General features: G+C 63.9%; 12 protein-coding genes. 11 read left to right on the top strand and 1 reads right to left on the bottom strand.

What is annotated here, in order from left to right; genetic code table 11:
- The first annotated feature begins 8 nt into the window (after positions 1-8).
- The 11 genes from ACQ651_RS17520 to ACQ651_RS17470 all read left to right on the top strand — a co-directional run bounded on the left by ACQ651_RS17520 (position 9) and on the right by ACQ651_RS17470 (position 13,257).
- A complete protein-coding gene (locus ACQ651_RS17520) occupies positions 9-932 on the top strand; it encodes an FkbM family methyltransferase (protein WP_227288035.1) in 924 nt (307 codons plus the stop codon).
- A gap of 12 nt (positions 933-944) precedes the next feature.
- Positions 945-2,357 (top strand): mannose-1-phosphate guanylyltransferase/mannose-6-phosphate isomerase, encoded by a 1,413-nt coding sequence (locus ACQ651_RS17515; RefSeq protein WP_227288034.1) that lies wholly within the window; start codon positions 945-947, stop codon positions 2,355-2,357.
- A 45-nt stretch (positions 2,358-2,402) separates the two neighbouring features.
- Positions 2,403-3,224: an ABC transporter permease gene (locus ACQ651_RS17510; RefSeq protein ID WP_375550990.1), complete on the top strand. Its 822-nt coding sequence runs from the start codon at positions 2,403-2,405 to the stop codon at positions 3,222-3,224.
- 7 nt (positions 3,225-3,231) lie between these two features.
- Positions 3,232-4,173 (top strand): glycosyltransferase, encoded by a 942-nt coding sequence (locus ACQ651_RS17505; protein WP_430449988.1) that lies wholly within the window; start codon positions 3,232-3,234, stop codon positions 4,171-4,173.
- A gap of 225 nt (positions 4,174-4,398) precedes the next feature.
- Positions 4,399-4,779 (top strand): hypothetical protein, encoded by a 381-nt coding sequence (locus tag ACQ651_RS17500; RefSeq protein ID WP_430449987.1) that lies wholly within the window; start codon positions 4,399-4,401, stop codon positions 4,777-4,779.
- A 10-nt stretch (positions 4,780-4,789) separates the two neighbouring features.
- A complete protein-coding gene (locus ACQ651_RS17495) occupies positions 4,790-7,315 on the top strand; it encodes a DUF4214 domain-containing protein (RefSeq protein WP_430449986.1) in 2,526 nt (841 codons plus the stop codon).
- A gap of 82 nt (positions 7,316-7,397) precedes the next feature.
- Complete coding sequence (locus ACQ651_RS17490) at positions 7,398-8,234, top strand: flagellar motor protein MotB (protein WP_430449985.1); 837 nt, start codon at positions 7,398-7,400, stop codon at positions 8,232-8,234.
- Positions 8,235-8,355: 121 nt separating this feature from the next.
- Complete coding sequence (locus ACQ651_RS17485; RefSeq protein ID WP_430449984.1) at positions 8,356-9,660, top strand: flagellar hook protein FlgE; 1,305 nt, start codon at positions 8,356-8,358, stop codon at positions 9,658-9,660.
- Positions 9,661-9,686: 26 nt separating this feature from the next.
- On the top strand, positions 9,687-11,144 hold the full coding sequence (flgK, locus tag ACQ651_RS17480; RefSeq protein ID WP_227286218.1) for a flagellar hook-associated protein FlgK: 1,458 nt from the start codon (positions 9,687-9,689) through the stop codon (positions 11,142-11,144).
- 2 nt (positions 11,145-11,146) lie between these two features.
- Positions 11,147-12,157 carry a flagellin gene (locus ACQ651_RS17475; RefSeq protein WP_430449983.1) on the top strand — a complete coding sequence of 337 codons (1,011 nt, stop codon included), beginning with the start codon at positions 11,147-11,149 and terminating at the stop codon, positions 12,155-12,157.
- On the top strand, positions 12,157-13,257 hold the full coding sequence (locus ACQ651_RS17470; protein WP_227286527.1) for a flagellar basal body P-ring protein FlgI: 1,101 nt from the start codon (positions 12,157-12,159) through the stop codon (positions 13,255-13,257). The genes ACQ651_RS17475 and ACQ651_RS17470 overlap by 1 nt, the downstream gene beginning before the upstream one ends.
- A gap of 245 nt (positions 13,258-13,502) precedes the next feature.
- On the opposite strand, the gene ACQ651_RS17465 is transcribed toward ACQ651_RS17470, so the two are convergent.
- The gene (locus ACQ651_RS17465; protein WP_430449982.1) at positions 13,503-13,988 is read right to left on the bottom strand and encodes a hypothetical protein; all 486 of its coding nucleotides are present in this window, start codon (positions 13,986-13,988) and stop codon (positions 13,503-13,505) included.
- Positions 13,989-13,996 lie beyond the last annotated feature (8 nt).

Here is a 13,996-nt window from a genome sequence, read left to right as displayed (position 1 = left end):
CCGCAGCAATGTCCCTTCAGCCACAAGACCGGATCCAGCAGGCGTTGTTCGCCTATTTCTGCGACTTCGATGCCGAAGCTCTTCTGGAGCGGTTTCATGAGGCCGATCAGGCCTCCGAACCTGGCATCGTGCGCAATTTTCTGGGCACGCGGATCGCTCCGGATGTCTTTCCGCCGATCCTCACCCCGATGGCGGGTATGGTCGAACCGGTGCCGCATCCGGGCAACTGGCATGCCGATATCGCGGAATGGGCGGCCGCGCTCCGCAGCGTGGCGCTGGCGTGCGGAACCTACCGGATTGTCGAGCTGGGATGCGGTTGGGGTTGCTGGATCGCCAATATGGGCGTGGCCGCGCGCAGGCGCGGGCTCGATCTCGACCTGATCGGGATCGAAGCGGATCGCTATCATCTGGCAAGCGCCGAAAAGACGCTGCGGCTGAACGGGTTCACGGCGTCCGATTACCGTTTGATCCACGGGGTGGCCGGGCCAAGGCGGGGCACAGCGATCTTTCCGATCCCCGAGGAGGACGGAACCGACTGGGGCGGCGCCGCGATCTTCGATCCGAGCCCCGAGAGACTGGCCGGTATGCGGCAGGGCGACCGTTACCGCGAGCTGCCCAGCATACCGCTCTCCGAGATTGTCGCGGAGGACATGGTCGATCTGCTCCATATCGACATTCAGGGGGCCGAGTTCGATTATGTGGACGGGTGTTTTGCCGACATCTCGGCTTATGTGAAACGTGTTCTGATCGGCACCCATAGCCGTGTGATCGAGGGCCGGCTTTTCAGCCGCTTTCTGGAGAAGGGCTGGCATCTGGAGATGGAACGCCCGGCCATCGCACCGCCCGTCGGCGGCGATCCGACCATCCAAATCGACGGGGTGCAATTATGGGCCAATCCTGTCACCTTGGCCCAAGATGGCATCGGCTCGTAGGCACGGACGCGCATGATCACTCCAATATTGCTCTGCGGTGGATCGGGAACCCGGCTTTGGCCCTTGTCCCGCAAGAGCTTTCCGAAACAGTTCGCCGATCTGGTGGGGGAGGAAAGCCTGTTTCAGGCCTCCGCCCGCCGCTTCGTGGGCGAGGGGTTTGCCGATCCGGTCGTGGTGACGGGGAATGCCTTCCGCTTCGTCGTCGCCGAGCAGCTGGATGAGTGCCTTGTCGCTCCGGGCTCGATCCTGATCGAACCCGAGGGCAGGAACACCGCGCCCGCCGCGATCATCGCCACGTTGCATGTGGCCCGGACGGCGCCCGACGATCTGATCCTGATCGTGCCGAGCGATCACGCGGTGGCCGACCCGGACCTGTTCCGCGAAGCGGTGAGCAGAGGCCGGCCCGCCGCCGAAGCCGGCCAGATCGTGACCTTCGGCATCGCGCCCGATCGTCCGGAAACGGGGTTCGGCTGGCTGGAACGGAGTACGGAAACCTCGCCCGGTGTCTTCGCGCTGGAGCGGTTCATCGAGAAACCCGATGCGGACACCGCCCGCAGGTTGCTGGACGACAGCCGGTACATGTGGAATGCGGGCGTATTCCTCGCCAAGGCCCATCGCATGATCGAGGCCTACCGGACCCACGCCCCGGAGATCCTTGCACTGGCCGAGAAGGCGTTGCGCGATGCCCGGGATGATCTGGGCTTTGTCCGGATCGACCCGGAGGTCTGGCAGGAGATGCCGGATATCTCGATCGACTATGCGATCATGGAGCAGGCGCGCGATGTCTCTGTCGTGAGGTTTGAAGGCGCCTGGTCCGATCTGGGCAGCTGGCAGGCGGTCTGGCAGCAGAGCCCGCGCGATGGCGCCGGCAATGCCGTCTCCGAGAACGCAACCGCGATGGATTGCGAAGGTTCGCTCCTGCGCTCCGAGAGTCCGGAAATCGAGCTGGTCGGCATCGGGCTGAAGAACATCGTCGCCGTGGCCATGCGCGATGCGGTGATGGTGGCCGACATGTCCCAGTCGCAGAATGTGAAAAAGGCCGTCGATACGTTGAAGGCGCGGGAGGCGAAGCAGGCGGTGCAGCTTCCCGTCGATTACCGGCCATGGGGCTGGTTCGAGACATTGATCCTGGGCGACCGGTTTCACGTCAAACGCATACATGTGCATGCGGGGGCGGCGCTGTCGTTGCAGTCCCACGAACATCGCTCGGAGCATTGGGTCATCGTTGAGGGGGAGGCCAGGGTGACGGTCGACGATACCGTCCGCTGTCTTGGCGAAAATCAGTCGATCTACATTCCCGTGGGCGCGCGCCACCGGCTGGAGAACCCCGGACCGAGGCCGATGGTCCTGATCGAGGTGCAGACGGGCAGCTATCTCGGCGAAGATGATATCGTGCGTTACGAGGACCGATATGCACGCCGCTAGCATTATCGGGCCTGCACCCGGGCGTGCCGGCATGGCGGATACGCCATGACGAGCGTGCCCGACACCAACCGCCCCCGGCGTCTCAGGCCGGTGCGAAGCGGCCGCAGATTTGCCACGGCGCGCGCGGTGGCGGCGCTGATCCTGCGCGAGATGAGCGTTACCTATGGCAGGTCTCCGGGGGGGTATATCTGGGCGGTGCTGGAGCCCGCAGCGGGTATCGGCCTTCTGGTTCTGGTCTTTTCGGTCGCGTTCGAAGCGCCGCCGATGGGTTCGAATTTTGCGATGTTCTACGCCACGGGGATGATCCCGTTTCTGGCCTATAGCGGGCTCAGCGCGAAACTGGCCCAGTCGCTCAACTATTCCCGCGCGCTGCTCTCCTACCCAAGCGTGACCTATGTCGACGCCATGATCGCCCGGTTCGTCCTCAATCTGATGACCGAGCTGCTGGTCGCCTACATCCTGTTTTTCGGGATCCTGACCATCTGGGATACCGGCACGGTGGTGGAGATCGACCGGATCGCCATGGGGTTCCTGATGATGGCCAGCCTTGCCATCGGCATCGGCACGATGAACTGCTTCCTGGTTTCCCTTTTCCCGGTCTGGCAGGTGGTCTGGGGCATTTTCAACCGCCCGCTTTTCATTATCTCCTGCATTTTCTTCACGTTTGAATCCATTCCCGAACCATACCGATCCTATCTCTGGTACAACCCGCTGGTTCACGTCGTGGGTTACGTCCGGACCGGTTTCTACAGCAGCTACGACGCCTCCTACGTCTCGATGGCCTATGTCTTCGGCCTCAGTCTGTTCCTGACGGTGGCCGGGCTTGTCTTCTTGCGGCGCTACCACCGCGATATCCTGAATTTCTGACCTGCCCATGGCCAATCGCGCACCCCAAACCGTCACGATCCTTCTGGCCACCTTCAACGGCGCCCGTCATCTGGGCGCGCAGCTGGCCTCCTACACCGCCCAAAGCCATGCGGATTGGCGTCTCTGGGTCAGCGATGACGGCTCCACCGACGAGACCGCCGCGATCCTGCGCCGGTTCGAACGCGGGCCGGGCGGGTCGCACGAGGTTCGTCTGATCCAGGGGCCGGGCGCCGGGATGGCCGCGAATTTCCTGTCATTGCTGCAGCATCCCGATCTGCCGGACGGGCCGGTTGCCCTGTCGGATCAGGATGACGTCTGGATGCCGCATCGGCTGGCGCGGGGTCTGGACCTGATCGCCCGCAGCCCCGGCGCCCGGCCCGTTCTCTATGCCGCCAACACCATTCAGACGGATGCCGACCTGCGGCTGCGGCGCATGCAGAACCGCGCGGGGTTCCGCCCCTCCTTCGCCAACGCGCTGGTTCAGAACATTATCGCGGGCAATACGATCATGTTGAATGCCGCGGCCATGTGCGCCATCCGCGCAACCATGCCGCCACGACCCGACGTGCCGTTCCACGACTGGTGGCTGTACCTGTTGCTGACGGGGATCGGCGGAGAGATCGTTTTCGACGAGACGCCGTGCCTCTATTACCGTCAGCATCACGCAAATCTGATGGGCAGCCATCGCGGCACCCGGGCCTCCGCGCGGCGCTTGCGGCTGATCGCCAATGGCACCTATGGCTCATGGGTCCGGCAAAACGCAGCCGCCCTGTCGCGGGTGACGCCCCATCTGACCCCGGATGCGGCGGACCGTCTGGGCGAGGTTCTGGCCACGTCCGGCCAGGGCGGCCTGCCCCGGTTTCGCAGCCTGCGCCGGGCGGGCGTGTTTCGCCAGGGCCGGCCGGCGCCGGGGATTTTGAGCCTGCTCTCTCTGATCGCGCGGGTTTAGCCGACCGGGATAATCCGTTCAAATTTGCCTCGCATTAACGGATTTTTCTTTTTCTTTTTCTAATTGAAATCAGGCAGGTTGAGCCCGGATCGGCGCCATTTGCCAGAACGGCCGGCAAGCCCTGACCACCGGGAGCCCGAGGTGAAACCGATCAGTCGCAACACATGCCCCGCCCGCAAAACGCGTCGGCCGCGAAAACTGAATCAGATACTTGGAGGACTTGCCGTGGTCTCTGCCGCCACCGCCCCCATCTTCGCCGATCAGCCGCCGGTTTCGGCCACGCTTCGCTGCGAGGTGGCGGTGCCCGACGTGACCGGGCAGGTGCCGGCGCTCTGCGGGGCCGTGCGGATGGCGCTCTCCCAGGCCCACGGTCTGAATTTCGGCGACGACCCCGCCGATCTGGCCTTCGTGATGACGATCCATGACCTGCGTCCCGACCTGATCGTCGCGCATCTGGAATGGCGCAGCGCCGCGGCGGAGGGGCGGGGGCCGCAGATCCGGTTCGGACTGCTCGACACCACCTTGTCGCCGGCACTTCACCAACGTTTCGCCGACGGGCTTGTGCGCAGCGCCCCGCTGCCTTTCAGCCCGGCACCTTCCGAATAGGACCCGTTTGATGTGTATGATCTGTACCTCCTTCCGCCCCTATGACGACAGTTGCCCCTATGGCACGGCGACCGGAACCCAGGCCCGCGTGACGGAAGGGGCCGATGCCGCGGCCGGCCAGAACACCGCCTATTCGATCTCGTTGGGGGATGTCTTCGCCGGCCAGATCTCCTCCTTCGGGGATCGCGACTGGGTCGCGGTGCAGCTGGAGGCGAATGTCACCTACGAAATCGAGCTGACGGGGGTGGGAGGCGCGGAACTTGCCGATCCCTATCTGCGTCTGCGCGATGCCGGCGGCGTTCAGGTGGCCTATAACGACGATATCGTTCCGCGGACCAACCTGGACTCCAAGATCGTCTATGCGCCGGGCAGTTCGGGCACCTTCTACCTCGATCTCGGCGCCTATGCCGATGCGGGGACCGGTGCTTACGAGGTCACGGTCAATACCGCGTCGGACGCGCCGGCGGGCTCCCCGGATGAACTCGCCAGTTTCCTGACCGATGGTTTCTGGCAGCAATTCGGCGGGGCCCGCCACGCGTTCGACACCAGCCAAAGCAACGAGATCACCGTTTATCTCAACGAATTGACGGCCGATGGCCGACGCCTGGCCGAGTGGGCGCTGGAAGCCTGGGAAGCGGTCGCCAATCTCAGATTCGTCGAGGTGTTCAGCGTCACGGAGGCGATGATCGATTTCGACGATGACCAGTCCGGTGCCTTTGCCAATTATCAGGCGACCGGAGATGTGACCACCTTCGCCTGGGTGAACGTCTCCACCGCCTGGTTGCAGGCCTATGGCACCCAGATCGACGATTATTCCTTCCAGACCTATATCCACGAGGTCGGCCACGCGCTCGGTCTCGGGCATCAGGGCGGTTACAACGGCTCGGCAGTTTTCGGGATCGACAATGATTTCATCAATGACAGCTATCAGCTGTCGGTGATGTCGTATTTTTCGCAAGATGAGAATACGACGGTCAATGCCAGCCGGGCGGCGCTTGTGACCCCGATGCTGGCCGATATTCTTGCGATACAAGATCTGTACGGCGCGCCGGATGTGCAAAGCGCGGCATCCGCCGGCGATACGGTCTACGGGCGCGGCCATACACAAACCGGTTACATGAAGCTTCTGATGGACGCGGTCCATAACGGGCAGGATCCGGCGAACCACTACGGCGATCAGGCGTTTGCCTTGACCATCTACGACGCGGGCGGCACCGATCTGTTCGACTTCAGTGACGACCCCGCCGATCAGACGATCGACATGCGGGCGCAGGGCATATCGGATATCTACGGCCTGATCGGCAATCTGGTGATCGCCCGCGATACGCTGATCGAGAACCTCAACGCTGGCAGCGGGTCGGATTACGTGCTGGGAAACGGCATAGCCAACCAGATCGACGGGGGGGCCGGTTCTGATGTGCTTGTTGGCGGGTCTGGTTCGGACAGTTTGTTCGGGGGTTTGGGGGATGACGTTCTGAACGGGGACGATGTGGATGTGGGGTTTGACCCGGTCTCGGCGCAGGTGTTCCGGCTCTATCAGGCGACGCTGGACCGGGCGCCGGATGCGGCCGGGCATCGGGGCTGGACCGAGACGCTGCGCGACGGGCAGGCAAGCCTTCTGCAGGTGATCGAGGGGTTCATGGGCTCCCCGGAGTTCCAGGGGCGGTACGGCGCGACGGACACGACCGAATTCGTCACGCTGATGTATGAAAACGTGCTGGGCCGGGCGCCCGACCCGGCCGGGCTGCAGGCCTGGCGCGACCAGCTCGACAGCGGTGCGCTCAGCCGGGCGGAGGTGGTGTTCGGGTTCTCCGAAAGCCAGGAGTTCATGGGCAATACCGCCGCCGGGGCGCTGGAGTTCAGCCAGGCGGGGTACCGGGCCAACTGGGCCGACGAGGTGTTCCGGCTCTATCAGGCGACGCTGGACCGGGTGCCGGATCCGGGTGGCCTGCTGGCCTGGGTCGGGGAGCTGGCCGGGGGGCGGCCCTATCTGGAGGTGGTGTCGGGCTTCGTCAACTCATCCGAGTTCCAGGGGCGGTACGGCGCGACGGACAATGCCGAATTCGTCACGCTGATGTATGAAAACGTGCTGGGCCGGGCGCCCGATCCGGCCGGGCTGCAGGGCTGGCGCGGGCTTCTGGATGACGGCACGCTCAGCCGGGAGGAGGTGGTGCGCGGGTTCGCCGAGAGCGCCGAATTCCGGGACAACACGGGCCCCGATCTCAGCGCCTGGATGCGCGCGACCTTCCCCGGCGACCGGCTGGAGGGGGGCGGCGGCGCCAATGCGGTCTTCGGCGGGTTCGGGGCGGACAGTTTCGTCTTCGACGCCGGCGATGGCGGCACCCATGAGGTGGTGGATCTGGAGGCGTGGGACTGGGTGATCCTGGACGGGTTCAGCTATGCCGATGCGGGCGCCGTGCTTGCCGACCTGACCCAGCAGGGCACCGATGTGCTGCTCGCCGACAGCGGCGTCACGATCACCTTCCTCGACACCGACATCGCGGACATCACGACAGATATCTTCCAAATCATCTGAATAGAGAGGTCAAAGACCCTTTAGGGAGTTTTTCAGATTTTGTCCCTATCCATACGGGGAAACCGCAGCATGAGTATCTGAAATGTCCGGCCAGAACGACGCTCGTCCGATCATCATCAAACGCAAGAAAGTAGTCGGCGGAGATGGGCATCATGGCGGTGCATGGAAGGTCGCCTATGCGGATTTCGTGACCGCGATGATGGCATTTTTCCTGTTGATGTGGCTGCTCAACGCCACCACGGAACAGCAGCGCAAAGGTCTTGCGGATTACTTCAGCCCGACGGTGCCGATTGCGCGGATTTCCGGCGGCGGGGACGGGGCATTCGGCGGCGAAAGCGTGTTTTCCGAGCGGGTCGAGGCGCAGAACGGAACCGGCGCCACCGACCGCCGCCCGACCGAAGGGCGGCAAAGCATGGGAATGACCGGCGTAGGGCACACCGAAGAAGAGGAAGAGGCGATGCTGGCCGCATTGGAAGACGCCCTGATGGCCGGCGGCGGCGACAGCATGGTGACGGATCTGGCCCTGCGCCATGTCCAGACCCGCCTTTCCGACGAGGGGCTGATCATCGAGGTTTTTGCCCGCCCGGGCGCGCCGCTCTTCGATGAAGACACGGGTGCGCCTGCGGATTGGCTGGTCGCTCTCGCCGGGGTCATGGTGGAGCTTTTCGATACCGTCACCAATCGCGTGGCGATCATCGGGCATGTCCGGTCCGAACCGATCACGGTGGTCGAGGAAAGCCGCTGGATGCAGTCCACCTCCCACGCCCATAGGGTCCGCGTTCTCCTGGAAGATGCCGGCCTGCCCGCGACACGGCTCCAACAGATCACCGGCCATGCGGACAGGCGCCCGGTGGATGACGACCCGATGTCGGTACGCAATGACCGGATCGAGATCATCCTGCTGCGCAACCGGATCTGAGCAACCGGTCCTGACGGCCGGGCTGCGAAAACTAGCTCGGATTTTATCTGTTAGCCTGTCCTTAAGCCGCCTCTGCCAAAGCTGCCTGCAAATCGAGACATGCAGCAGAAAGGCGCATTTGATGACCATCTCATCCTCTCTGAATGCCGGCGTGGCCGGCCTGAACGTAAATGCCAGCCGCCTGGCAACGATCGCCGACAACATCGCGAACTCGGGCACCTACGGATACAAGCGCGAAGTCGCGGATTTTCAGTCCATGGTCATCAGCCAGGGTCAGGGCAGTTACTCCGCGGGGGGTGTACGCGTCACGACAGGGCGGATGATCGACCAGCGCGGCACCCTGATCACCACCGACAACCCGACCGATCTGGCGATCGGCGGACGTGGGATGCTGCCGGTGACATCGATCACCGCGCTGGATCAGGGGGATACTCCGACGATGCTGACCACGACCGGGTCCTTTCGACCGGATGCCGAAGGGTTCCTGCGAACCGATTCCGGACTGGTTCTGATGGGATGGCCCGCCGATGCCGATGGCGTGATCGCCGGTTTCCCGCGCGACTCCTTCGAAGGGTTGGAACCGATTCAGATCAACTCGAACCAGTTCTCCGGCGACCCGACGACGAGAATGCAACTCAGCGTGAACCTGCCCGCCACGGCAACCGAGGCCGGCGCATCGGGTGACCCGCTGAACATGACGGCGGAGTATTACGACAATCTCGGGACATCCAAAAGCATCGAGATCTCCTTTACCCCGACCGTGCCGGCCAGCGGCACCTCCCATGAATGGACGATGACCATCCGCGACTCGGCCACCGGCGCAACGCCGATTGGCGAATACATCCTGACCTTCGATGACACACGGGGCAATGGTGGCAACCTTCTCTCTGCCACACTTGTCACGGGCGCTGCGGGCGGTGCCTATGACCCGGCGAACGGCACCCTGTCGGTTGATGTGGTCGGCGGCCCGATCGAGCTTTCCATCGGCGGTATCGGGGATCCATCGGGGCTGACGCAGTTGTCGGATACCTTTGCCCGCGCGCCTGTTGTCAAAAACGGCTCTCCGGTCGGTAATCTGGACTCCGTCGAAGTCGACGCGGACGGTCACGTGAACGCGATTTACAACAGCGGCTTCACCCGCACGATCTATCAGATTCCCCTGGTCGATGTCCCGAACCCGAACAAGCTGATATCGCTGAACAGCCAAGCCTATCAGGTCTCCCCCGAAAGCGGCCCATTCTTCCTGTGGGATGCGGGCGACGGGCCAACGGGCGATGTGATCGGCTTTTCACGTGAGGAATCCGCGACGGATGTCGCCGGGGAACTGACCCAGCTGATCCAGACACAGCGCGCCTATTCCTCGAACGCGAAGGTGATCCAGACGGTCGATGAGATGCTCCAGGAAACGACCAACATCAAACGTTGATGCAGGGTTGATCCGAAGGTCCCGCCATGAGCATCTCAACCGCACTTTCCAACGCCCTGTCGGGGCTGACCGCAACCAGCCGTGCGGCGCAGATCGTATCGTCAAACGTGGCGAACGCGTCCACGGACGGGTACGGTGTAAGACGATTGGTAACCTCGGCGGCGGTTCTGGGCGGGCAAGGCACCGGCGTCCGGATCGTCGGTGTCGACCGCCAGGTCGACACCGTGTTGATCAGCGCGCGCCGCGATGCGGATGCTTCCCTGGGGCAAGCGGCAACTCAGGCCGATTTCACCCGCCGGATCGAGGCGGCGATCGGATCTCCGGACGACCCGTTCAGCCTGACCGCGCATATCGCGAATTTCGAGGCGAGCCTCATCAATGCGGCCAACCGCCCGGAGAGCCAGACCAGACTTGCAGGCGTTCTCGACACGGCGGAGCGGCTTGCCGGCAAGCTCAATACGCTTTCGGAAACCGTGCAATCCGCAAGGCTGGACGCGGACAAAGGCATCGTCCGCGACGTTGCCTATCTGAACAGCACGCTCGCAGACATTCATGAGATCAATATCGAGATCCGCCGAAATCAGGGCGCCGGGCGCGATAGCTCGGCGCTCTTCGACCAGCAACAGGCCTTGATTGACGGACTTGCGCCGCTGATCCCGGTGCGCGAATTGCGGGACAATACCGGGCAGGTGTCCCTTTACAGCGCCGACGGACTGACCTTGCTGGATGGGCGGCCCGCAACCTTCGGCTTCGATGGCGCGACGGTGATGGCGGCGGATCTGACGCTCGCCAATGCGGGATTGTCCGGCCTCAGCCTGAATGGGCGGCCCGTCGAGATGAGCGGCTCCTTTCCCGCATTGCAGGGCGGCGGTCTTGCGGCGCGGTTCACGGTGCGGGATGATCTTGCAATCACAGCGCAGGCGCAACTTGATGCCGTCGCCCGCGATCTTGCCAGCCGCATGGATGACCCCGCATTGGATCCGACGGTCGCAAGCGGAGACCCGGGGCTGTTTACCGATGCCGGAAATCTGGTGGTCGCGGCAAATGAGATCGGCCTGTCGGGGCGGCTTCGCGTGAACGCGCAGGTCGATCCCGCCCGGGGCGGCGCGGTCTGGCGGCTGCGCGATGGGCTGGGCGCAACGGTGGAAGGTCCCGCCGGTCAGGCCGGCTTGCTACAGGACATGCTGACCGCTCTTCAGGCCGTGACTCCCACCCAATCGGGAGGATTTTCCGGGGCCGGCCGCAGCCTTGGTACGCTCGCGGCGGATTTCCTGTCGATGGCTGGCCTCGCCCGGCAATCGGCGGAAAACGATGAAGTCTTTGCCACGTCCCGGCACGGCACCCTGCGCGAGGCCGAGCTGAGCACTGGCGTCGATACCGACCGGGAGATGCAGGAGCTGCTCCTGATCGAACAGGCCTACGCGGCTAACGCCCGGATTGTTCAAACGGTCGAAGAGCTGCTTGACCAGTTGCTGAGGATCTGAAGATGAGCTGGATCTCAACGGGCGACAGGGCGCAGACATTTCACATGTATCAACGCAGCGCCGAGGTGAAAACGGAAATGCTGCGGCTTACTTCCGAGCTCAGCAGCGGCCGGAAATCCGATCTGGGCAAGGCGTTGGGCGGCGATTTTGCAGGCCTCGCCGCGGTTGAACGCGGGCTCCGCCTCGGGCTGGTCTACAAGGCCGCCGCCGACGAGGCGGCGCTTCATACCTCCGTGATGCAAGACGCGCTGCAGACGGTCCAGACGCAGCTTGACGAAACAGGTCCTACCCTGCTGGCGGCCGTCGGTGCGGGATCGTCGAGCAATCTCGGCATTCTCGCGGTGGATAGCGGCGCCAAGCTTGATCTTGTCGTGAACGCGCTGAACGGCAGGATTGCGGGGCGCAGCCTGTTCAGCGGCGACAGGCCGGACCAGATCCCGTTGATCAGCGGCGACGAAATGCTGGCGAATCTGGGCCCGTTGGTGGCCGGCGCCGCTACGGCACAGGACATGATCGCGATTGTGGAGGATTGGTTTCTGGCTCCGGGCGGCGGGTTCGAAACGACCGCCTATCGGGGCGGCACGTCTTCGGCGGCCGGCTTTACGGTCGGAGATGGCGACGTGATCGATGCAGATGTGTCGGCGCTTGCCCCGGAGATACGCGGAGCATTGGCCGCTTTCGCGCTGAGTGCGCTGGTCGGCAACGATCTGGGCCCCGCGGATGAGGCATCGCGGCGCACGCTCCTCGAAGCGGCTGCGACACGCATGATCGGCAGCCAGGGCGGATTGTCGAAGATCCGGGCCGAACTCGGCGCCGCCGAAGCCAGGATCGAAACCGCGCGCGTCCGGAATTCGGCGACGGAGACGGCACTGTCGATCGAGCACAACCGCCTGGTGAGGGCGGACCCCTATACGACCGCGACCGAACTGGAAGCGGTGCAAATGCAATTGGAAAGCCTCTTTGTCCTCACCTCGCGCATGGCGCGTCTTAACCTTACGGAGTTCCTGAGATGATGCGCATGCTTGCTTCCGCAATTCTGTTGATGCTGATGGCGGCCCAGGTCACGGCTTCTCCCATCCGCATCCGCGACCTTGTGGAATTCGACGGGGTCCGCGGGAATGATCTGATCGGCTATGGTCTCGTGGTGGGGCTGAACGGTACCGGAGATGGTATTCGCAATGCGCCGTTCACCGAAGAAATCATGACCAACATCCTGGAACGCCTGGGCGTCAATGTCTCTGGAGAGCAATTCCGGCCACAGAATGTCGCGGCGGTCTTCGTCACCGCAAGCTTGCCGCCGTTTTCCCGTGCCGGCAGCCAGATCGATATCACCGTGTCGGCGATCGGCGATGCCGACAGCCTCCTGGGGGGGACGCTGGTCATGACGCCGCTCACCGCGGCCGACGGCGAAATCTATGCCGTCGCACAAGGCACGGTCATCGCTGGCGGCGCTTCGGCGGAAGGGGATGGGGCGCGTGTGGTGCAAGGCGTGCCCACCGCGGGCGTCGTCCCCTCAGGGGCGCGGATCGAGCGCGAGGTCGAGTTCGACTTTTCCGCCCTTCAGGATATCCGCCTCGCCCTCCGTACGCCCGATTTCACCACAGCCGCGAGGATCGAAGGGGCAATCAATGCGGAATTTGGTCGCCGCGTCGCCGTCATGCTGGATTCGGGCACCGTCACCCTGGATGTGGCCGCCACCAGATCGGCCTCCCCGGCCCATGCGCTCAGCCGGGTCGAAAACCTGTTTGTCGAACCGGAAATCCGGGCCCGCGTGGTTGTCGATCAGCGCTCCGGCACAATCGTGATGGGCGAAGATGTACGGATTTCACGCGTGGCGATTGCGCAAGGAAACCTGACCCTGCGGATCGAGGAGCGCCCGATCGCGGTGCAACCGAACCCGTTCGCGGAGGGCGAAACCGTGATCGTTCCCCGGACCAACGTGGATCTCGTCGAAGAGCCCGGAACAGGGCTTGCCGAAATCAGCGGCGGCACGTCCCTGTCGGAAGTTGTCGCGGGCCTGAATGCGCTTGGCGTGTCGCCCCGGGACATGATCGACATTCTGAACAGCATCCAGGCGGCCGGCGCATTGCACGCCGAGTTCATCGTCCGCTGATATCCGGACGCGGCGTACCGTCTGCGCCCCCGCCCGGGGCTGGTCGGCCGGCAACCGCGCGGGAGGTCGTGCTCAATCATCGCCCCCCGTTTGCCGGCATCCGGACGGCGGATGAGGCATTCAGGACGGCGGAGCATGAAATGGGTCCGATCCCGAAGGGCGGACCCATCGACATGATACACTGAGCGGTACTTTTTCGAACATTTTGATCGGCAGGGCCCGCCTGTTTTCAGGCGCGCCCCGCTCTACAGGGCCTTCAAGACCCGCATGACGGCGCGGGCCTGCGCCCCCGGCAACTGCCGCAGAACCCGCGCGCGCAGAGCGGTGCTTTGCGGTTTGAGAAGATGCGCGATGACTGCGGGATGTTCGTTCATCAATGTTGCGTCATCGAGATTATCCGCCAACCGCGCCACCAGTGCGGGGGCCCCCGAAGGTGGATCGAGCGCGGGCGCACGGGCGCGCACGAGTGCGTCGTCGGCATCCTCACCGGCCAGCAGACCCCGGTCGCGAAACCTCTGTATCAGACGGTTGCGTTGCCACTCGGTCACATCGCTGTCCGTCGGAGAGGATGTGTCGATGTTCAGGCTTGCCGCATCGGGGGAGCCTTTCCGAAAAGCCTCGAAGCGTTCCGGGCCCAGAAGACCCAGCAGAACCCTCGCTTTGTCGGCCTTCCACTTGGAATCGCCGGCCGGGGCGGCGCTGGATCGTGGCTGCTCTGGATGCTGCACCATGGTGATGT

The sequence above is a fragment of the Rhodophyticola sp. genome (assembly GCF_965284195.1).
Lineage (GTDB): Bacteria > Pseudomonadota > Alphaproteobacteria > Rhodobacterales > Rhodobacteraceae > Rhodophyticola.
This window is presented reverse-complemented; position numbering and strand designations above follow the sequence as displayed.

Bases quoted from the DNA above. Each gene is read 5' to 3' on its own strand.
- ACQ651_RS17520 (WP_227288035.1), top strand. From the start codon at position 9: ATGTCCCTTCAGCCACAAGACCGGATCCAGCAGGCGTTGTTCGCCTAT.
- ACQ651_RS17515 (WP_227288034.1), top strand. From the start codon at position 945: ATGATCACTCCAATATTGCTCTGCGGTGGATCGGGAACCCGGCTTTGG.
- ACQ651_RS17510 (WP_375550990.1), top strand. From the start codon at position 2,403: ATGACGAGCGTGCCCGACACCAACCGCCCCCGGCGTCTCAGGCCGGTG.
- ACQ651_RS17505 (WP_430449988.1), top strand. From the start codon at position 3,232: ATGGCCAATCGCGCACCCCAAACCGTCACGATCCTTCTGGCCACCTTC.
- ACQ651_RS17495 (WP_430449986.1), top strand. From the start codon at position 4,790: ATGTGTATGATCTGTACCTCCTTCCGCCCCTATGACGACAGTTGCCCC.
- ACQ651_RS17490 (WP_430449985.1), top strand. From the start codon at position 7,398: ATGTCCGGCCAGAACGACGCTCGTCCGATCATCATCAAACGCAAGAAA.
- ACQ651_RS17485 (WP_430449984.1), top strand. From the start codon at position 8,356: ATGACCATCTCATCCTCTCTGAATGCCGGCGTGGCCGGCCTGAACGTA.
- flgK (WP_227286218.1), top strand. From the start codon at position 9,687: ATGAGCATCTCAACCGCACTTTCCAACGCCCTGTCGGGGCTGACCGCA.
- ACQ651_RS17475 (WP_430449983.1), top strand. From the start codon at position 11,147: ATGAGCTGGATCTCAACGGGCGACAGGGCGCAGACATTTCACATGTAT.
- ACQ651_RS17470 (WP_227286527.1), top strand. From the start codon at position 12,157: ATGCGCATGCTTGCTTCCGCAATTCTGTTGATGCTGATGGCGGCCCAG.
- ACQ651_RS17465 (WP_430449982.1), bottom strand. From the start codon at position 13,988: ATGGTGCAGCATCCAGAGCAGCCACGATCCAGCGCCGCCCCGGCCGGC.